The sequence below is a fragment of the Mariniflexile sp. TRM1-10 genome (assembly GCF_003425985.1).
Classification (GTDB): Bacteria; Bacteroidota; Bacteroidia; order Flavobacteriales; family Flavobacteriaceae; genus Mariniflexile.
In genome coordinates this window covers 4,011,267-4,031,841 of record NZ_CP022985.1, presented here as the reverse complement: position 1 = coordinate 4,031,841, position 20,575 = coordinate 4,011,267, and the positions used below count along the sequence as shown (strand labels likewise).

Genomic DNA, 20,575 nt, shown 5'->3' with positions numbered 1-20,575 from the left:
TTAAATCAACAACCAAAAAGTAACATGACAAAAAAAATACGCTATAAACGCTCTAGTTTCTTAATAGACCAGATAGTGAACAACGAGGCGCTACCCGCATGCTATAGCGAAATACAAAACACCATAGCGCTCGATATAGCCTTTGAAAATAAAAACAAAACACCTCATACCAATAATGAAACCCTAAAAAGCACTTTTGATGTGCCCAGTTATATAAAACCCGTTTTAAACAAGCAATTGTGCACCTATAATGAACTAATAGCGCCCTTGTATGCGGGTTACTTAATAAACTTAAGCACTTACGCCAACTTTCAAGACTATATAAATAAAAAAGTTAGAAAAGCCCGATGGTCACAACTTAGACGCTACAAAAAACGCCTCGACCTATGTTTACAACCTACATATACAACCTATTATGGCAATAATTTAGACAAAAACGAATACGATAAATTATTTAAAACCCTGCATGTTATTACCGAGCAAAGGTTCCAACAAAAAGAAGAGTTCAATTTTGAAGTGCCGTTCCTCGAGCTGTACCAACAAATAATGTACCCATTAATACAAGATAAAAAAGCAGCAATCTTTGTTATTTACCATCAAGACAAACCAATTAACATAACCCTTAACTTTATAATGGGAAACACATTTTTTCATTGGAACAGCTGTTATGATATTAAGTATGCCGTTTTTAACTTAGGGCATATCAATATAGTAAACCACCTAGAATGGTGTTTTAACAATAATTTTAAGGTGTTTGATATGGGGCGTGGTGACTTTTTACACAAACGAAAATGGGTAGATACCACCTATCTTTACAACGAGCATGTGGTTTATAATAAAAAATCGGTAATGGCCACACTAACCGCCTATTGTAAAACGGGCCGTATCGCTGTGAGGTATTACAGCATCCAAGCATTAAAAAAAATAAAACTACAAATACTTTATAGTAAATTTGTGCATTTGAAGTACCGCTGGTTAACAAAAAAGGATTTAAATAATGCAACAGCAAGCATAAAAGTAAATAATAATGCCACCATGCCTAACACAGCAAATTTAATAACAATCAACCCTTTCGATTCAAAATACGAACCACTAACCGAAGCACTAAATTATTTTTTACACCGAAACCAAGAACGATTTTCAGATGTAAAAGTATACAATGAAGACAAACGCCCTAACAAATTCTATTTCAAAGGTCTAAAAAAAATAATATCAGTTCAAATAGTTGCCAAGTCATGAATACGTTAGATGTTAAAAGTTAAAAAGTTATGAGTTATGAGTTAAAAGTTAAGAGTACCCGACCCAACAACCATCAACCAACAGCCAATCTAAAAAGTCTAAATTCAAAAATCGTTAATCGTAAATCATCACCCAGAACCAAGAACCCAACATGTCAGTTCGAGTGAAATGCGAGGTACGGAGCATTTTGTATCGAGAACCAATAAAAGTTAGATGTTAAAAGTTATGAGTTAAGAGTACCCAACCCACAACCAAAAACCATCAACCAACACCCAACATATCACATGGAAGTATTCCCGCAATTATTTCATAAAGAAAACTTTAAGGCACTATGCACCGGAGTAACATACAACGCCTGCAATGTTGTTTACAATACCAATACCCCCAATAATAAAACAGCACAAAAAACCCATGCCTTTAAATTACTTCCAGAATATGTAACAATACACCCCAAAGCAAATTATAAAATAAAAAGCATCCCACAGCACAATATGGGATACGCCATTTCTTTGGAGCACATGGCATCAGTTGAAGAATATCTGCAAAAGCATTTTAATTCTAAAAAGAGAAACATTATAAAAAGATTTGTTAATCGTTTAGAGCATTGTTTCCATATTACTTACAAGCTGTATATAGGAAATATATCTAAAGAAAAATACACAACCATTATGCAGGCACTGCATCAAATGATTATACAACGATTTGATGAAAGAAATGAACAGCATAAAAATTTAAACGAATGGGAATATTTATTAAATAATACCTACCAACAAATTTTAGAAAAAAAAGCGTCTCTATTCGTAATTTACAACAATGAACAACCCATAGAGATTTCGTTAAACTACCATTTCGATAAAATCCTATTCAGCTACATATCGTCATACCATACGGATTACTCCAAGTTTGGACTTGGGCATGTTGAAATTTACAAACAATTGGAATGGTGTATAGAAAATGGCTATGTACTATTTGAAATGGGTGTTGGTGGCATGGACTATAAACGCCGTTGGAGCAATCTCATATACCAATACCACCAATACATTATATACAACCCCCATGCAAAGTTAAACACCATAGAGGCAACACTAAAACATGGTTTTTATAGCTTAAAAGAATACTTAAAAGCCAAAGGATTTAACGAAATAATACCGTTGGTACTCCAAAAACTAAAAAACAACAATAAAAAAGAAACAACCGCATTATACACAGCACTAGATATATTAAAACAACCCATTAATAGAGAAGCTGTGCAAAACATGGAAGAAATAAACCCAACAGACACAGCCCATGCAGCTTTAAATAGATACCGAAATGATTTTTTATATACCAGTTTAGAACACGAGCAGCATACCAAAGTGTACCATGCAACAAATACAAATACCTACATAATTTCGGGAAAAACCATGTACCAAACCATACTAAAGAATAATTAAAAGTTAGAAGGTTAAAAAGTTATGAGTTAAAAGTTGATGCATAAACATAAAACACAATCCTTACAAGGCTAAAATTCAAAAATCATAAATCGTTAATCGTTAATCGTTAATCAAAAATACAAACCCCCGTTTCACGTTTCCCAAACCAAAACCAAGACCCAAGAACCAAGAACCCAACACGTCAGTTCGAGTGATTTTCGAAGCATGAGAAAATGGTATCGAGAACCAAATCTAAAAGTTAAAAAGCCAGAAGCCAGAAGTTAAGGGTTTTGAGTTAAAAGTTATGAGTTATGAGTTGATTCAAGTCCTAAATTCTGAATTCTGAATCATCAATCATAAATCGTTAATCGTTAATCAAAAATCCAACACCCCTTCTCCCCTTTCACGTTTCACGTTTAGTAGTTCACGGCAGTAGTTAAAAGGTTAGAAAGTTGAAAACTGTTTTACTAAACGACCACAAGAATATACCATATAACCTCATAACCGTATTAAAAGTTATGAGTTATGAGTTTGAAAGTTGATTCAATCCTAAATTCTAAATTCTGAATCATCAATCGTAAATCGTCAATCAAAAAAACCACTTCGCCATTCATCCTAAAAATCATACATTAAACAGACTTAATAAAAAGCTATAGCATTCTTTATTTATATTTGCCTGTTTTTAACTATTAACCCATTTCTACAAACCAAAAATGAAGAAAAAAATTATAAGAGTAACCACAGTACCTATGTCATTGGCAAGTTTACTTAAAGGGCAACTTAATTTTATGAGTGATTACTATGAAATTATAGGCATATCATCCTCAGATGAAGGCTTTTTAGAAGAAGTGGGGCGAAGAGAAAATATAAGAATGGTTCCTGTAGAAATGACCCGAAAAATAACCCCTTTCAAAGATTTAATAGCCGTATATAAATTATATCGCATTTTTAAAGAAGAACAACCTTTTATAGTACATTCCCACACCCCAAAAGCTGGAACTTTATCAATGTTGGCAGCACTACTTGCCAAGGTTCCTAACAGATTACATACCATTGCAGGCCTACCGCTGGTTGAAGCAAAAGGTCTAAAACGATTAATATTAAATCTTGTAGAGAAAATAACCTATACATGTGCCACTAAAATTTACCCCAATTCGTATGGGTTGGTTGATATCATTCTACAAAATAAATTCACTACCAAAGACAAGTTAAAAGTTTTAGGAAATGGGAGCTCTAATGGTATTGATACAACACATTTTAACCCTGACATGTATAACGCTGAATTTAAAAGCAAATTAAGAACAGATTTAAACTTAACAGAAAACGACTATGTGTTTGTTTATATAGGACGTTTGGTTAAAGACAAAGGAGTTAACGAATTAATTACGGCATTTAGCAACATAAACAATACCTATAAAAATGTAAAATTGCTACTTGTCGGATGGTATGAAAACGAATTGGACCCACTTTTACCGGAAACAGAAGCTATTATAAAATCAAATAATAATATTAGAGCAACGGGGTGGGCTGCCGATGTAAGACCATACTTTGCAGTTTCAAATTCGCTGGTTTTTCCTAGTTATAGAGAAGGATTCCCAAATGTTGTATTACAGGCATGTGCTATGAATTTACCTTGTGTAGTTACCAATATTAATGGGTGTAACGAAATTATTTCAGAACCCGAAAATGGCATCATCATTCCTATTAAAAATACGGAAGCCATACATAAGGCAATGGAAAAAATGTATGTCATGTCTAAAGACGACCATAAAAAAATGGGAGAAGCATCACGCAATATTGTGGTCTCAAAATTTGAACAACAATTTGTATGGAATGCCATCCTTGAAGAATACCGAAATTTAGAAGCAGCTATTTAACCCAGGCTAAAACCACCTCGTCTTCGGTTTCTTTTAGTGAAACCGAATCCACTCCTCCTTTTAAAGGAGGAGAGTTTAAGTGGTTGAAAATATCATGATATATCTACTTTGAAATTAAAACGACAAACAACTCCTTCCTTTTTTCTAAGGGAAGGTGGATTTAAATCTGATAAGATTTAAAGACGGAAGGGCAAAACAAAACACAATGCACAACCATAAACACCTAGAAGAACGCAGAAAAGAATTAAGAAAAAGCCTAACTCCAGCTGAAGCTACACTGTGGAAGTCCCTACAAAGAAAACAGCTTAAAAACAGAAAATTTAGAAGGCAGCATAGCATTAAAAATTTCATAGTAGATTTTTACTGTGCTTCAGAAAAACTGATTGTAGAATTAGATGGAGCTGTGCATTTAGATTTTGCACAACAAAATTATGATTATGAAAGAACCTTGATTTTAGAAAGTTTAGGTTTTAAAATCCTTCGATTTGAAAACAAATCAATCTTTGAAAATCTGCCTGAAGTTTTAGAAAAAATAACAAGTCATTTTAAAGGCTGAAAATATCATGATGATATCTATATTAAAAATTAAAACGACAAACAACACCTTCCCTTTTTTCTAAGGGAAGGTGGATTTAAATCTGATAAGATTTAAAGACGGAAGGGTAAAACATTTTGAAGTTCAATATATGGTCCCACAGGTTAAAAAAAATAATGAAGAAAACAAAATAGATTCAAGTATCAATCCAATTGCAGTCGGAACCGACTGGTAGCATTATACTAGCTTGTCAAAGCATAATTCTACAAATACCACTTAAGCTTTTAAATTTATAGGAACCTTATCGATAAAACTGCTTATAAGAACGAAATAAACACTTTATAATATAAAACTGTTCAAGATAGTTTTATATTTGATTGTAAAAAGTTTAAACGAGCTCTAAATTCTATATCTAAAAACTACGCACCATTAAACATAATTTAAACCCCTTATAATACAATTATAATTTGTAGCCTTAATAATTGAAATAATGAAATAGCTAATTTATGAATTATAAAAACACCTTTAAAAGACTTTTTGACTTAGTAATATCTATAATAATGCTAACGGTGCTATCACCTATTCTTATTATTGCGACAATTCTTTTGTTCTTTGCTAACAACGGTAAGCCATTTTTTTTCCAAAAACGCCCTGGTAAAAACGAAAAGATATTCAATATCATCAAGTTTAAAACAATGACCGATAAAAAGGATGCTAACGGCAAATTGCTCCCAGACTCCCAAAGACTAACGACTATTGGGAAATTTGTACGCAAAGCATCCATAGATGAAATTCCGCAGCTTTTCAATGTTTTAAAAGGAGACATGTCTATTATTGGCCCTAGACCCCTATTACCTGAATACCTACCCTATTATACAACTATTGAAAAAATAAGACATCAGGTAAGACCTGGCATTACAGGTTTAGCACAAGTAAACGGAAGGAATTATTTAGAGTGGAATCCAAGATTGAAATTAGATGTAGAATATGTTGAAAACGTGTCCTTAAAACTTGATTTCAATATTTTAATGAAAACAGTATATAAAGTATTGGCCTCAAAAGACATCGCTACCGATGCCACAAAATCACAACCATACTTAAACGAATTAAGAAAAAATGACTTTAAAAACTAAAAACATCGTAATTATTGGTGCATCTGGTCATGCCAAAGTAATTATTGATATTGTTGAGAAGCAAAATAAGTTCAATATTATTGGACTCATAGATTCGTATAAAAAGCTAGGCACTAAAATATCAGGTTATGAAATTTTGGGAACGGAAGATGAAATTCCGCTATTGATGGCAGACCAAGAGGTTATTGGGGGCATTATTGCTATTGGAGATAACTGGACAAGACATATAATAAAAGAAAAAGTAAAAAGTATAGCTCCCAATTTTGAGTTTTTACCAGCAATTCACCCAAACGCTGTGTTAAGCAGAAACATAAAAATCCCAAAAGGAGTTGTTATAATGGCTGGAGCCATCATTAATTCAGATGCCATAGTTGGCGAATTTTGTATTATTAATACAAACGCATCATTAGGACATGAAAGTACCATGCAAAATTATTCTAGTTTAGCTCCCGGAGTTAACATTGGAGGAAACGTTAGAATTGGAAATTTTTCTGCCATATCCATAGGAGCTACAATAATTCAAAATATTAATATTGGAGACCATGCTTTAGTAGGTGCCGGAGCTTTGGTTATTAATGATGTAAAAGATTGCGATGTAGTATATGGCATACCCGCAAAACATATTCGAACAAGAAACATTGATGAAAAATATTTGCATACATATGAATAACCCAAATAAGGACAATAAAAAAATAAGAATTTACGGTGCCGGAGGGCATTCCCAAGTAATTAAAGAGGTTTTAGTAAAAAACGGTTATACCATATCCGACACTTTTGATGATAAGCCTGAAACCGTGCATTATGCATCCAAAAATGTAAATGTAGGAGCTCGTGAGCATCTAGCTGATTTTCCACACGAAGGCGACCCCGTAATAATAGCTGTAGGCATTAATTCTGATAGAGCTGAAATTGCCAAAATTTTAAAATGCTCCTACGGAAAGGCAATTCATAAGTCTGCAATAGTTTCCGAAACATCAAAAATTGGAGATGGTACGGTTGTTTTTGCAGGAGCTATTATTCAGCCCAATACCACTGTTGGTAAACATGTTATTGTAAATACAGGTGCAAGTATCGATCATGATAATATTATTGGTGATTTTGCACATATTTCACCCAAAGCAGCATTATGTGGTCATGTTGAAGTAGGCGAAGGCACCCATATAGGTGTAGGAGCCGTCGTTATACCACTTGTTAAAATTGGCAAATGGTGCACTATTGGGGCTGGAACCATCGTGTTAAAGGATGTGCCCGATTACACAACGGTTGTAGGAAACCCAGGCAAAATTATAAAAACATTAAAAAAGTAATTCATTTTGAAGAATTCAGATAACATCGCGCATATAACGTTTATTGGATCAGGCATTTCCACATCGTTTACACTTTTAAAGTTATTTAACTTAATTGAAAATGACGCTTACTTCAACCATAAAGTAATTATTAACGTTATTGACAAATCCTCTGAGTTTAATACAGGAATACCATATGGTAATCGGTCAGGGTTTTCCACCTTGCTTATTACATCGTTAAGGAATTTTTTACCCGAACCCGAACTAAGTGAATTTATTTTGTGGCTTAATAATAATAAAAACTATTTGTTAAGTGCTTTTAAAAAAGAAGGCGGTATATTATCTCAAAAATGGTTAGAAGACCATAAAGAACAAATACACAATAATGCTTGGGAAGATCTTTTTATACCACGCCGTTTTTTTGGTAGTTATATAGATAATAAAATTAAAAACACGATACAATCATTAGAAAACCAAAAAAGGATTGAAGTAAACTTTTTAAAAGGCGAAGCAATAGATGTTTTAAAGGAACACCATATTTATCATATAACACTAAACTCTGGACTGAAAATAAAAACAAATAAATTGGTGCTTTCTGTAGGGTCGTTGCCAGTTAATAATCTTTGGGGTGATAAGGATTTTATTGAGAAAGACAATTTCATGCTTGTCAACAGACCTTATGACCCCGAATTGAATAGTACCCTAAAAAAAATCAAGGCATATTTAGGAAAAACAAAAAATAGAGAAAAAAATGTTCTAATTGTGGGCGCAAATGCGAGTGCGCTGGAAATGCTATACAAGCTAAATGACACAAACACGAATGAAGTATCCCCAAATAAATTTGTCTTCCTATCCACTCAAGGTAAGGCTCCGGATGCTAAAATTAACGAAAAAGGTAAAGAAGAATTTATACCAATTAATTTATATAAATTAAAATCTGAACAAAGACTAACTGCAAAAGCTATTGCCGAAGCCACATTTAAAGACATCAAGAGATCTGAGAGAATAAACTTGGGTGCTGCTTCTACCGTCGAAACAATATCGGCAGCCTTTGGGAATTTATTAGCAAATCTTGATGAAAAGGAACTTCAAGAATTTGCTTGCCTATATGGTAATGAAATTGGCAAAAAACAGCGTTGCGCAGGGCTACACTATTCAAATACAATAGAGGATTTAATTCAAAAAAATAAATTCGAACATGTAGCAGGTCGATTCCACGATTTGTTACTTGATGAAAACAACACGTATTTTTTACAATATTTAGACACCAAAACCAATAAAGTTAAAAAATATAAAACACCGTTCCATTTAGTAATTAACTGTATGGGAGGCATGAGACTAACTCAAGACTGCACCCCTAAACTTATTCGAAACTTAATAAACAAAGGATATGGTACCCCCAATAATTCGGAAATTGGTTTTCATGTAAATAAATCCCTTGAAGTAATGGAAAACTTTCATGTTATGGGACCTCTATTGGCTGGAAATGTTATTAATGGCAATCCCATTTGGCATGTAGAGCATTGTGGTAGAATTATTTGGATTTCTCAAATTTTATCAGAGATCATATATAAAGACATAAGCAATAAAAAATTAAATGCTATTGAACAAAAAATAGATAAAAATAATGCAACGCTTGTGGCGCTAACAAATAAAAAAGATTGGGATGACACCATAAAAGATATTAAAAACTACGATTTTTATCATACCTACGATTATCATGCCCTATCTGTACAAGAAAATGAAACACCAGTATTATTTAAATATACTGAAGATAATTTTACAGTAGCTTTTCCTTTAATATTGCGGAATATACCAGGGACAAAATATAAAGATGCCACATCAGTTTATGGATATGTAGGCCCTATTTTTAAAGGAAATCCTGATTTTGATAATTCAAATTTCGTTAAAGAGTTCACCAAGTATTTTAATGATAATAATATCATATGTGCTTTTTCAAGATTAAACCCTTACATAACACATCAAAATAATATTTTAGAAGGGTTTGGCAAACTCATTTTGCAAGGCAAGATTGTAAACATTGACCTTGATTTATGTCCAGATGAACAAAAAAGTGACTACCGAAAAAGGCTTAAAACATACATCAATAAAGCAAGAAAAGAGTGTTCAATAAAAACATCCAATTCTATAGAAGATTTACATAAATTCATTGATTTATATTATGAAAATATGGATAGAGTAAATGCTAAAGAGTTTTATTATTTTAATAGAAATTACTTCGAAAACATTATAAAGAGTAATGAATTTGAAACAACTATCCTATTGGTTTCGCCTAATAATTCCGAAGAAGTAATTGGTGCCAGTATGTTTATTGCTTCCAACTCGATATTACACTATCATTTATCTGGAACAGCAGAAGAGTTTGTTCATCTAAATCCCACGAAATTATTAATTGACGAAATGAGGATTATGGCTAACAAAAAAGGGTATAACTCCTTTAATTTAGGAGGCGGTTTAGGCGGTGCTGATAATGACTCTTTATTTCACTTTAAATCATCTTTTTCAAAAGATTTTAAAGATTTCAAATTATGGACATTTATCGCTAATGAGGAAGTATATAACGAATTGGTTTTGAAAAAAGGCATGACTAAAGAACCAAATTATTTCCCACTTTATAGATATGTTGATGACTTAAATGTTAATTTGTGTGATTCATAACAACCCATTTACATCCTACTCGTTTACTAATTTATGGTTAAAACAGTTTAATCTAAACAAAAGTTATGCCTTTGGTTTTATCAAGCAGCTATCATTTTATAAACCAAGCGCTTTACCTATATATATTAATTTAGGAAGAAACCTAACAAAAGGCATTAGCTACCAAATAGCTAAAAGTACTGTTGCCGATTTAAAAAGCAACGCATACCTTATTTACGATGTACCCAAATACTTCAACATCAACACCACTGAAGCTCCTAAAAATTTAGGTTTAAAAAAAATACCCCAATACCCAGGCTTTTTAATTACCTTAAAAAACTATAGCAATTTCAATGCATATTTAAATAAAACCTTTAGCAAAAGCAGCAACCAAAAGTTAAATAGATACAGGAACCGCCTGGAGCGCTGCTTTAATATTAAAGAGAAAATGCTTATTGGAACTATTGATAAAACCGAGTATGACTTTATATTCAATCACTTTAAAACATTATTAATTAAACGATTTGAAGATAAACAAATCACCAATAACAATTTAAATCCTGAAGAATGGCGGTTTTATCAAGATGTTGTTTACCCATTGATCTTAGAAAACAAAGCAGCACTTCATGTTATTTATAATGAAGATACTCCTATTAGTGTGAGGCTGCTGTACTTTTCCGATACTATAATTTTTGATGCCATAACCGTTTTCGATATCGATTATGCCAAGTTTCATTTAGGAAAGATTTCCATAATGAAAATGTTGGAATGGAGCTTTAATAGTCCTTACGAAGTATTCGATTTTTCAAAAGGCTATTTTGATTATAAAGAAAGTTGGAGCGATTTAAAATATGATTTTGAATACCATATTTATTACAATACCAAATCGTTAACAGCTACCCTACTTGCAAATGCCTTGGCTGTTGTTTTTAAAACAAAACAATACCTAAGAGATAAAAATATAAATGAAAAAGTACATAAACTGACCTTTGCATTAAACAAAAAGAGTAAAAAGACCCAAATAAATATTGAAGAATTAAACATCGAAGAGCATCCTTATGAACAAGAAATGCTTCGAGAAGTAAAACTAGACCAGCAATTGGCATTTTTAAATAAACCTGTTTTTGATTTTTTATTTTTAAACAGCATGCATTTTAACGACCTGAAAATTTATAAACTACATAGCAAAAACCAATATCTGATAAAAGGCACAAACAAGAGTCAATTATTAGCTGTTAAATAACAATGATGGGTTTGAAATTTATACAAAAGGAAAACTTTTATAGTAATTTATTTGAGAAAAATAGCATTTCAAATAAAATCACCTCCATACATACCAGCTTTAACAACGCCCTTGTATATAAAAACGTAAAAAAACTATCCAATAACACTCAATCAGTAGTTTTCAATTTAGTTCCAAGCTATTTACATATTAACATCGACAACCAATTAATGCGCCAAAAAGTTTTCCACAAGCATGGATATGCTATAAATTTGGATGGAATTACTTCGGTAGATAGCTATATAAAGAGCAACTGCAGCACAAACTTTAAAAAGAATGTGGCACGTTCCTTAAACCGCTTAGAATCTTGTTTCAACATAAAATACAACATGTTTTATGGAAACATTCAAAAAGAGGATTACGATTTGTTGATGCAGTGCTTGCATGAAATGATAATGAAACGGTTTCAGCAGCGTACAGGCAGAAACAAGGTTTTAACAAACTGGCAGGACTACACCTCCAAAACTTACAGCCTTATTAATAATAAACAAGCCTCTCTTTTTGTTATTTATAATGAAAACGAACCTATAGAAATTTCATTAAACTTTCATTTCAATAACATACTATATAGTTCTATATCATCGTATGCTTTGGATTACTCAAAGTTTAGTTTAGGAAATATAGAAATATACAAACAGTTAGAATGGTGCTTAGCAAACAACGTCATGCTTTTTGATATGGGCTATGGCGATTTAGATTATAAAAAAAGCTGGTGTAATTTGATGTACAATTTTGAAAGCCATGTGATAGCCTCCAACAACAAGCCTGTAGCTAAAATGTATGCCTTTTTTTTAAAACTAAAGTATAGACTCATTAACTTTTTAATAGCCAAAAAACTTAACGACTCCTATTATAACCTAAAAGGTTATTTTAAAAAGGAAACACCAAAAAACACAAGTAACATCCCCGAGTACAAAACAGAACACATAGACGGGGCAGCTATAGAAACCCAAGACAAACAGGATATTACTCAAGAACTAAACACCAATTTTAGGTTTCTTAAAAAACCCATTTACGATTTTCTTTATACAAATAATGAGCATATTAAAAATATTTCGGTTTATAAATTAAACAAACCCGATAAAACCTATATCGCCACAGGAAGTAAAAATCATTTAAAAATTACAGCATCACAAAATGAGCTTAATTAACAGGCAACAGTTTCTTTGGGATTTCTTAAAAAAGGAAATGATACCAAATTGTATTGAAAGTGTCGAATTAAATGGTTTTAGCTTCATTAACAAAAATCGCACTAGTGACAATCTTGATAATAAGCATCTGGCAATTATAAGCTTAGCTCCAAATTACTTAAAATTCAATTTTAATAAAAAAGAACCATATCTTGAAAAAAAGATTGATAACCTACATTTGGATGGATGTGGCATCATAATTAACGAAAAAGAGACCTTAGAGTCTTACATGCAAAATGTTTTAAGCACGCAAACAAGAAAAAATGTACAACGCCTTTGGAACCGATTAAACCAATCTTTTAATATAGAAATCAAATATTATTTTGGACACATTTCTGAAGAAACATGTGAATCTCTACTATTAAAACTTTACAGCATGTTAGTTAGAAGATTTAATAATAAAAAAACAATCAATTCATTTTTATATAATTGGCAAAATAATACCCAGAATATTTTCAATTTAATAAATTCAAAAAAAGCCTGTTTAATTGTTATATGTAGCGATGGGGAACCTATAAATATAACTTTAAATTATCATTCACATGACTCGATCTTATTTTCTGAATTTAATGGTTTTGATATAGATTTTTATAAATTTGGATTAGGAGATATTGGAAATTATGTGTTGTTAAAGTGGTGCATCGCTAACAATTACAAGTATTTAGATTTAGGTAATGGCGTAATGGATCATAAAAAAAAGTGGTGCAATTCATTTTATGAAATGCAATACATTGTACTTTTTAATAACAAGAATTTAGTATCTAAAACCTTGGCATCCATTGAAATATTTAAAATAAAAACAAAAAATTCCTTAAAACAAATTAGGCTAGATACCTTTATAATTTATCTAAAACACTTTTTAAAGGCACCAAAAACAGATAGTAAAAGTGCTAACATGACCTATAATCTTGAAAAAATGGATGCTGATGCATGTGTTAAATTAGAAGATGTAGTTGTAGTCGATTTAAAAGCAAACGATTTTTTAAAAAAGCCCGTTTACGATAGTATATTTAATAGCAAAGAACACATTAACGATATTATCATCTATAAATTTTCTAAGGATACCCATATCATTAAAGGAAAAAAAACGACGCTAAAACTTACCATCGATACATGTTAAAAAAACGCTTGCTATTAAAATATACGTTTCATGACTTTTTTCATGATTTTATTGTAAAACGCAATAAGTATGCTTTTTATAAAGCAATCATCAACAATACCACCAATTTAAATATTGATACGGCAGTCAATATAAAAGAAGTTAAAAATAGCAACGCCAAAATTCATTATATCAATCAAATACCACCCTATATAAACATAGTGCCGGTTGAAACATATAAAAGCTTCAAGTTTAATTTATACAATGGGTATTTAATTGATATTAAAGATTTTGAATCGCTTGATGCCTATATGGCACACCAGTTTGGATCCAAAAGCAGGTCTAAAATCAGGACATACATAAAAAGACTCGAAACATGCTTTAATATATCATACAAAATGTATTTTGGCAACATTGATAAAAACAACTATGAGGCGCTGTTTGATGTTCTGGAAATAATGATTGAAAGAAGATTTTTAGAACGTGGTGATATACATGAGGCTGCAAACGATTGGTTATTTTACAAAGAAATTTTTTACCAACTAATACGGGACAAAAAAGCGTCTATGTTTGTTATTTATGACAATGATAAACCTATAGACATCAATCTAAGCTACCATTATGATAACATACTAATTAATTACATAAGGCATACGATAATCGGGAATATAATAATAGAATAGCTTTTTACAAATTAAAAGTAAGGTTAGGCAAACAAGATAAATTAGAAACGAATTTAAATACGACCGAAAATAATTCCGATTTAAAAAATGAGCCACTTAGTTTTTATTATGTAGCATTAGAAAACTTTATTAAAAGCGACATACAATCTGAAATCAATATAGAAGATGAAGCATATCTATTTTTAAGAAAACCAGTTTATGATTTTTTATATCTAAATTTTGAATCTAAAAATAATATCACCATTTTTAAAGTAATGAATGAGCCAAATGCATTCCTGATTAAAGGAAAAAATAAATCATCAAAATTGGTAGTAACAAACAATTAATGGTAATGCATATAAAAAGAGAGCAATTTATTTGGAATTTTTATAAAAACAGCAAAACAATTATTCCTGGTTGCTATGAATATGTGCGTTTTAACAATCAAAAAATTTTAAACAGTAATGCAAGTTCAGCAACGACATTACCAAATGTTATTTACGTAAGCCTATTCCCCACATTCTTAAAATCAAAACTAGTTAATGAAGAACATTATAAATCGAAAAGCATAACGCACTTCGGCTTTTCTGGAGTCGGAATAACTTTAAACGAGTCACAAACAGCAGAATCGTACTTAAATAGTTACACAAGTCGACAATTAAGGGTTAAGCTAAAAAAAGCTATTAAGAAACTAGAAAATGATCGTAATATAAATTACGAATTAAACTTTGGGGACATTTCAGATGAAAAATGTGAGTTTCTGTTAAACACGCTGTACACAATGACAAACAAACGGTTTGATAATAAAAAAGAAAACCATGTTTTTATGATGGAGTGGGAAAGCAATACCAAAGATTTAGCCGCGTTAATCAGACAAAATAAATCCTCTCTTTTAGTTATTTACGATGGAAAAAAGCCTATTAGCATTTCTGTTAAAAGACATATTAGCAACACCATCCTTTTTAGTGAAACCCACGCCTATGATAGTGATTATAGCAAATACAGCCTAAGTGATTTAGATAAATATTATACACTAAATTGGTGCATAAACAACAACTACCCGTTTATTGATTTAGGTATAGGATTATCATACCACAAAAAAAAATGGGCTAATTTAATTTATGATATCGAATACAAGATATATTATAAAAACAACGCAATAGCAAGAGGTATTGCGCAATTTGAAATAACTAAAATTAAACTAAAGAACACTTTAAAACAGCAAATAGAATACATTAAGAATATCAAATCTAAAAAATAAGACTTTAAACCTAACTATACAATAAATGCCGATTTTAAAAAAAGAAGATTTTTATAATTCGTATTTTCAAAAGGATAAAACATTTGAGTATTATTCCAAAATTGGCTATGCCCATAACAATGAGATATTCTATAACAAAGCGGCAACAACAAATAAGCAAAAAGCCTATGCCATAAGCTTATTCCCAAATTATTTTCACTCAGAAGTATTAAAGAGCTCCTACAACATAAAGAAAACACTTCAAAAAAACTTAGATGGCTTCGCTGTTTTAACCAATGGATACAGCAACATAAACGAATACCTGCAAAACCACTTAAAACCAAAAACAAGAGGCCCTATCCTAAGAAGAATCAAACGCTTAGAAAGCTGTTTTAACATAGAATACAAATTATATTATGGCAACATCTCTAAAGAATTATATGATACGGCACTTTCTAAATTAAAAGAAATGCTTTTAAGTAGATTTGCGCAAAAAAAGGACAGTACCGAAATTTTGGATAAATGGGAACACTACGAAAAAACAACGTTTGAAGCTATTAAAAACAAAACAGCCTCTTTATTTATAGTCTACGCAAATAATGAAATTATTGGCATCTCTATAAACTACCATATAAAAGATATTTTTATTGGACACATATTTTGTTATGATATTAATTTTTCAAAGTTCAGTTTAGGAAATACGATGGTTTATAAGCTCTTGGAATGGTGTTTTGAAAATAAATACAGCATGCTTGATATGGGAAATGGCGACCTTGAATACAAACAAATTTGGTGTAATTTAACATATAGCTACGAATACCATTTTATATACAAGAAAAAATCAATTCTGGGCTTTATCTTAGCCCATTCAGAAATTTTAAAAATTAAAATTAAGAACACCCTTAAACATTATAAAATAGACAAAGCATATACTTACATAAAAAAGAAGCTAGGAAACACAATAATGCCTTCTGCCAATCCTTTTTTTAATTACACAATAGAACCCATTAATCCTGAGAGCATAAACCAACTGGAAGCTACAAAAATAGACTTTAATAAAAGCCCACACCTTAATATAAAAAAGCCCATAAACGATTTTTTATATATGGAGCAAGAGCATATTGACAATTTAGAAGTCTTTTTAATAAATGAAAATAATTACATTTTAAAAGGAACCAAGAAAGTTAAAAAAGTTACATTTGACCTATGACATTAGTAATTAAAAAAGATTTCTACAATACTTTAACCGAGCATCACAAGGTCTTAAAACACTATAAAAATTTAGCTTTTAAACCTAACAATACCTTGGTCTACAGTGCCATGGAAAATGACACAAACGAAATCAACACTCCTATTTCCATAAAATTATTTCCTAATTATTTAATGCCTTCATTTTTAACATCTTCCAACTACATAGTTAAAGTAATACCTCAAAAAAAAATCAATGGGTACGCGATTGTTTTAAACAAAAACCAAGAAATAAACGAGTTTCTTAATAACCAATACAGTAAAAGTTTTAGAGCCAACATAAAGCGTTTAACAAATAGGTTCGAAACCTGTTTTACAGCAACCTACAAAATGTATTATGGTCATATTTCTGAAGAAGACTACCAGTATTACATGGGTGCTTTACATGTTATGCTAGTCAATCGATTTAATCAAAGAAACGATAAAAATGATATTTTAACCCATTGGGATTTCTACTTAAAAACCACACGCCAATTAATTAACAATAAAGACGCTTCCCTTTTTGTGATATATAGTAATAATGTGCCAGTACATATTTGTATAAACCACCACTACAATAATATATTCTTTGTGTCTATACCTTCTTATAACATTGATTATGCAAAGTTTGCATTGGGCAATATATCCCTCTTTAAACTGTTGGAATGGAGTATCAATAATGGTTACGACATGTTAGATATGGCCTATGGAGACTTAGAATACAAACGAAGATGGTGTACCCTAATTTATCATTTTGATCATCATATTATCTATAATAAAGAAAACCTCAAGTCCCAATCATTGGCTTTTTTAGAAATAGGAATCATTAAAGCAAAAAACGTTTTAAAAAAGTACAACATAGATACGTGGGTTAAAAAAGTTAAGGCTTTTAACTTAAAAAAGAGTACGACAAATCTAGAGCCTATTTTCAATGTAACAGAAAACCCAACTATAGATTATACCCAACTAATTGAGATTGATTACAACAACAGCAATGATGGTTTTTTAAAAAAGCAGGTCTTTGATTTTTTGTACAAACACAAAGAACATGTAGATAACATTAAAGTATATAAAAGCACGCTAAATGGCCATATAACGATTGTTGGCAAGTCAAATAGTGAGCTGCTTTCCATAAACGACGCTTCTTGATTTTTTTGATTAAAGCGAAAAAGTCAAGATGAGTTCCATACAAACAAATCATTAATCTAAATTATATTACGACTTGTCGAGTTTAATATATTTTAAAAATTTTTAGCAATAAATTCATTCGTTCTTAATTTAATACCAGCCAACAATGAACATTTTAAACGAAATAATAGCCCTCAGCTCGCCTGTTGAAGAAGTTCCAACTTTGGATTCCAGTACGTTTAAAAAAAGATATTTCAACAAAAAACCTATTGTTATAAGAGGGCTTGCTAAAGAATGGAATGCAACCAAAAATTGGGATCTCGATTTTTTCCTGAATCTCAAAGAAGATAAAGATGTCGATTTATTGGAAGGAAACTTTATTCAAGATGATAACCGGTATAAAAAATCGTCTTTTAAATCCTTCATCAAAAAATTAATAGATGCCGAAACCAATAAGGAGGAAATAAAAGATTATTTAACAACCTTAGATATCTTTAACTATTTTCCAAGTCTAAAAAATGACGTTGATTTTTCTATTTTTGAAGACCACACCCAAATTAACGACATCACCGCTTGGATAGGGCCATCGGGCACTATCTCTGGATTTCATAACGATACGGGCAAAAACATGTATTCGCAAATAAAAGGAAGAAAAATGTTCATTATTGCGGCACCCAAGTATAACAAAAAAATGTATCCGAGCCCAAAATACATCAATGGCGGAAGAGCAAGCAAAGTCGATATAAACAACTTTACACCAGAAAAATTCCCAAAATTTAAAGAAGTAAAATTTTTACACGTCATATTGGAACCAGGTGACGTGTTACATGTACCTGCAAAATGGTGGCATTATGTACAATCCTTAGACACATCTATAAGTGTTAGTAATTTTGGCTTTTCCAAATTGGAAATGTTTGGCATAAAAGCATTGGATTATATTCACAGACGCGGGTATTACAAACCTAAAAACTGTTTTTGCTGTAACTAATACATAATTAACAACTTTAAGTATGCTATTAAGTATAATGAAAAGAGTTTACAAACCCTTAATATGTGCCTGTTTCCTTATCCCAAACCTATTGGTTATTATATTTGGAATTGAAAGTTTTCCTTATACTTGTGCGCCTATGTTTGGGCATTATATAAACAAGGATACCAAATTTTATCTATTTAAATTAGAAGGCGTTAAAGACTCAAAATCAATAGATCTAACAAAATATTTGGGGAAATCTGACGATTTGTTTATGAGGCATTTTTTTAGCAAAGTATATGGATCTACAGATGCCATATCCCCTTTTACAAACAAATTTTCGGAAAGTAAAAGTGATTTCCAAGAACGAATGGATTTATTTTTCAAGAACTATTCTAACCTGCTGATGGATAAATACAAGCGTTCATTTGATAAAATCAATTTAAAAATCGTGGAGGTCAACCAAAAACGAGAGCCTCAAACCAAACCAGAAATTATTGCATATTATGATTCTGAAAAACAACACTATGTTTCGCTATATAAAAACCAAGCGATAGACAAAATTTCAAAAGATGATTGATTAAAATGAAGTTTTCAAGTAACATTGTCTCCGCCATCCGGTTTGTTATAAACCAGCCCCTAAGCATCTTAAGGCTTTTACTACCAATTTTAATAGGAAAAAAGCTTATTAGTGAACTAAGATTTGTTTCCGAACTAATAGGGGCTCCAGATTACCAGCTTGCAAAAACATGGTTCACTAGCATGTTGCCAGATTCCCTATTTATTTTTGATGCCAGTACAACAGCCACATATCACAGCCTAATCATTATGGCCACTATAGGTGCTTCAATAGGGTTATTGGGAAGGTTAAATATGGTGATATTAGCGTTTTTTAGTTTTTTTCTGTACGGAATAGGTGAAGGCATTGGCATTTTCGACCACCATGTATCATTACCTACACAAGTTTTATTGGCATTAGCTTTAGTGCCAGGTTCTATGAAACTATCTATAGATTACATATTACTTAAATATTTTTATAAAAACAATAATATTGGTTTTGGAAAAAAACCGAAATGGGGATTAAACCTTATATTAATGTTAGTAGCTCTAACTTACTTCTCTGCAGGGCTTTCGAAACTTAGATACGGACATGGTATACATTGGATGGATGGCGCTACTTTAGGATTTTATTTAAATGAAAGAACCAGTTTGTATAAACAAGGTGATATACAATTGATTATAGGAGACAGTGAAATTACTGAAGAAGAAAAATGGAAAGACAAATTCGGTTTTATTGGTCACACGTATGCTAACTACCAGACGGCGCCAAAATTTATTGCAATTTCTGGATATATAGCTAATAGTAAATCACTTTTAATGCTGCTTGCTATAGGCTCAGTAATGTTTGAACTATTGGCTTTTATAATATTCATCAATTCTAAATATAGAAATATCTACCTTATTTCAGCCATCTTGTTTCATATATCAATAGGGACTCTAATGGGCATTTCGTTTAGGCAATACCAGTTAATATGTTTTTGCCTACTTGACTGGAATCTTATTTTTGATTATATTATAAGTAAACTAAAACAAGTTAAATATTTAATATATAGTAAACTACAAACCATATAAGTTGT

18 protein-coding genes are annotated in these 20,575 nt (G+C 31.2%); all 18 read left to right on the top strand.

The features are described from left to right. Positions 1–24: 24 nt before the first annotated feature. The 18 genes from CJ739_RS16760 (at position 25) to CJ739_RS16675 (ending at position 20,570) form a co-directional block, all read left to right on the top strand. A complete protein-coding gene (locus CJ739_RS16760; RefSeq protein ID WP_117177379.1) occupies positions 25–1,239 on the top strand; it encodes a GNAT family N-acetyltransferase in 1,215 nt (404 codons plus the stop codon). Positions 1,240–1,523: 284 nt separating this feature from the next. Continuing rightward, positions 1,524–2,672, top strand: coding sequence for a GNAT family N-acetyltransferase (locus tag CJ739_RS16755; RefSeq protein ID WP_117177377.1), 1,149 nt, complete (start codon positions 1,524–1,526; stop codon positions 2,670–2,672). A gap of 692 nt (positions 2,673–3,364) precedes the next feature. After that, on the top strand, positions 3,365–4,528 hold the full coding sequence (locus tag CJ739_RS16750) for a glycosyltransferase family 4 protein (RefSeq protein WP_117177376.1): 1,164 nt from the start codon (positions 3,365–3,367) through the stop codon (positions 4,526–4,528). A gap of 205 nt (positions 4,529–4,733) precedes the next feature. Then, positions 4,734–5,084, top strand: coding sequence for an endonuclease domain-containing protein (locus CJ739_RS16745; RefSeq protein ID WP_117177374.1), 351 nt, complete (start codon positions 4,734–4,736; stop codon positions 5,082–5,084). Positions 5,085–5,569: 485 nt separating this feature from the next. Next, positions 5,570–6,196, top strand: a complete 627-nt coding sequence (locus CJ739_RS16740) for a sugar transferase (RefSeq protein ID WP_117177372.1) — start codon at positions 5,570–5,572, stop codon at positions 6,194–6,196. After that, positions 6,180–6,866, top strand: a complete 687-nt coding sequence (locus CJ739_RS16735; protein WP_117177370.1) for an acetyltransferase — start codon at positions 6,180–6,182, stop codon at positions 6,864–6,866. The genes CJ739_RS16740 and CJ739_RS16735 overlap by 17 nt, the downstream gene beginning before the upstream one ends. Continuing rightward, positions 6,859–7,503 carry an acetyltransferase gene (locus CJ739_RS16730; RefSeq protein ID WP_117177368.1) on the top strand — a complete coding sequence of 215 codons (645 nt, stop codon included), beginning with the start codon at positions 6,859–6,861 and terminating at the stop codon, positions 7,501–7,503. The genes CJ739_RS16735 and CJ739_RS16730 overlap by 8 nt, the downstream gene beginning before the upstream one ends. Positions 7,504–7,509: 6 nt before the next feature. Beyond that, the gene (locus CJ739_RS16725) at positions 7,510–10,161 is read left to right on the top strand and encodes a peptidoglycan bridge formation glycyltransferase FemA/FemB family protein (protein ID WP_117177366.1); all 2,652 of its coding nucleotides are present in this window, start codon (positions 7,510–7,512) and stop codon (positions 10,159–10,161) included. Continuing rightward, entirely contained in the window at positions 10,151–11,383 is a 1,233-nt protein-coding gene (locus CJ739_RS16720) for a GNAT family N-acetyltransferase (RefSeq protein WP_162880253.1), read from the top strand. Before CJ739_RS16725 ends, CJ739_RS16720 begins: the two co-directional genes overlap by 11 nt. 11 nt (positions 11,384–11,394) lie before the next feature. Continuing rightward, a complete protein-coding gene (locus CJ739_RS16715) occupies positions 11,395–12,573 on the top strand; it encodes a GNAT family N-acetyltransferase (RefSeq protein WP_162880252.1) in 1,179 nt (392 codons plus the stop codon). Further along, complete coding sequence (locus tag CJ739_RS16710; RefSeq protein WP_117177361.1) at positions 12,560–13,732, top strand: GNAT family N-acetyltransferase; 1,173 nt, start codon at positions 12,560–12,562, stop codon at positions 13,730–13,732. The genes CJ739_RS16715 and CJ739_RS16710 overlap by 14 nt, the downstream gene beginning before the upstream one ends. Then, positions 13,726–14,394 carry a GNAT family N-acetyltransferase gene (locus CJ739_RS16705; RefSeq protein WP_117177359.1) on the top strand — a complete coding sequence of 223 codons (669 nt, stop codon included), beginning with the start codon at positions 13,726–13,728 and terminating at the stop codon, positions 14,392–14,394. The genes CJ739_RS16710 and CJ739_RS16705 overlap by 7 nt, the downstream gene beginning before the upstream one ends. A 331-nt stretch (positions 14,395–14,725) precedes the next feature. After that, a complete protein-coding gene (locus CJ739_RS16700) occupies positions 14,726–15,634 on the top strand; it encodes a GNAT family N-acetyltransferase (RefSeq protein ID WP_162880251.1) in 909 nt (302 codons plus the stop codon). Between the two features lie 25 nt (positions 15,635–15,659). Next, positions 15,660–16,823: a GNAT family N-acetyltransferase gene (locus tag CJ739_RS16695; protein ID WP_117177355.1), complete on the top strand. Its 1,164-nt coding sequence runs from the start codon at positions 15,660–15,662 to the stop codon at positions 16,821–16,823. Next, positions 16,820–17,989, top strand: coding sequence for a GNAT family N-acetyltransferase (locus CJ739_RS16690; RefSeq protein WP_117177353.1), 1,170 nt, complete (start codon positions 16,820–16,822; stop codon positions 17,987–17,989). The genes CJ739_RS16695 and CJ739_RS16690 overlap by 4 nt, the downstream gene beginning before the upstream one ends. A 145-nt stretch (positions 17,990–18,134) precedes the next feature. Continuing rightward, on the top strand, positions 18,135–18,956 hold the full coding sequence (locus CJ739_RS16685; RefSeq protein ID WP_117177351.1) for a cupin-like domain-containing protein: 822 nt from the start codon (positions 18,135–18,137) through the stop codon (positions 18,954–18,956). 37 nt (positions 18,957–18,993) lie between these two features. Continuing rightward, positions 18,994–19,518, top strand: coding sequence for a hypothetical protein (locus CJ739_RS16680; RefSeq protein WP_117177349.1), 525 nt, complete (start codon positions 18,994–18,996; stop codon positions 19,516–19,518). A 5-nt stretch (positions 19,519–19,523) separates the two neighbouring features. Continuing rightward, the gene (locus CJ739_RS16675) at positions 19,524–20,570 is read left to right on the top strand and encodes an HTTM domain-containing protein (RefSeq protein ID WP_117177347.1); all 1,047 of its coding nucleotides are present in this window, start codon (positions 19,524–19,526) and stop codon (positions 20,568–20,570) included. Positions 20,571–20,575 lie beyond the last annotated feature (5 nt).

Coding starts and splice junctions, on each gene's coding strand:
- CJ739_RS16760 (WP_117177379.1), top strand. CDS start 25: ATGACAAAAAAAATACGCTATAAACGCTCTAGTTTCTTAATAGACCAG.
- CJ739_RS16755 (WP_117177377.1), top strand. CDS start 1,524: ATGGAAGTATTCCCGCAATTATTTCATAAAGAAAACTTTAAGGCACTA.
- CJ739_RS16750 (WP_117177376.1), top strand. CDS start 3,365: ATGAAGAAAAAAATTATAAGAGTAACCACAGTACCTATGTCATTGGCA.
- CJ739_RS16745 (WP_117177374.1), top strand. CDS start 4,734: ATGCACAACCATAAACACCTAGAAGAACGCAGAAAAGAATTAAGAAAA.
- CJ739_RS16740 (WP_117177372.1), top strand. CDS start 5,570: ATGAATTATAAAAACACCTTTAAAAGACTTTTTGACTTAGTAATATCT.
- CJ739_RS16735 (WP_117177370.1), top strand. CDS start 6,180: ATGACTTTAAAAACTAAAAACATCGTAATTATTGGTGCATCTGGTCAT.
- CJ739_RS16730 (WP_117177368.1), top strand. CDS start 6,859: ATGAATAACCCAAATAAGGACAATAAAAAAATAAGAATTTACGGTGCC.
- CJ739_RS16710 (WP_117177361.1), top strand. CDS start 12,560: ATGAGCTTAATTAACAGGCAACAGTTTCTTTGGGATTTCTTAAAAAAG.
- CJ739_RS16705 (WP_117177359.1), top strand. CDS start 13,726: ATGTTAAAAAAACGCTTGCTATTAAAATATACGTTTCATGACTTTTTT.
- CJ739_RS16700 (WP_162880251.1), top strand. CDS start 14,726: ATGCATATAAAAAGAGAGCAATTTATTTGGAATTTTTATAAAAACAGC.
- CJ739_RS16695 (WP_117177355.1), top strand. CDS start 15,660: ATGCCGATTTTAAAAAAAGAAGATTTTTATAATTCGTATTTTCAAAAG.
- CJ739_RS16690 (WP_117177353.1), top strand. CDS start 16,820: ATGACATTAGTAATTAAAAAAGATTTCTACAATACTTTAACCGAGCAT.
- CJ739_RS16685 (WP_117177351.1), top strand. CDS start 18,135: ATGAACATTTTAAACGAAATAATAGCCCTCAGCTCGCCTGTTGAAGAA.
- CJ739_RS16680 (WP_117177349.1), top strand. CDS start 18,994: ATGAAAAGAGTTTACAAACCCTTAATATGTGCCTGTTTCCTTATCCCA.
- CJ739_RS16675 (WP_117177347.1), top strand. CDS start 19,524: ATGAAGTTTTCAAGTAACATTGTCTCCGCCATCCGGTTTGTTATAAAC.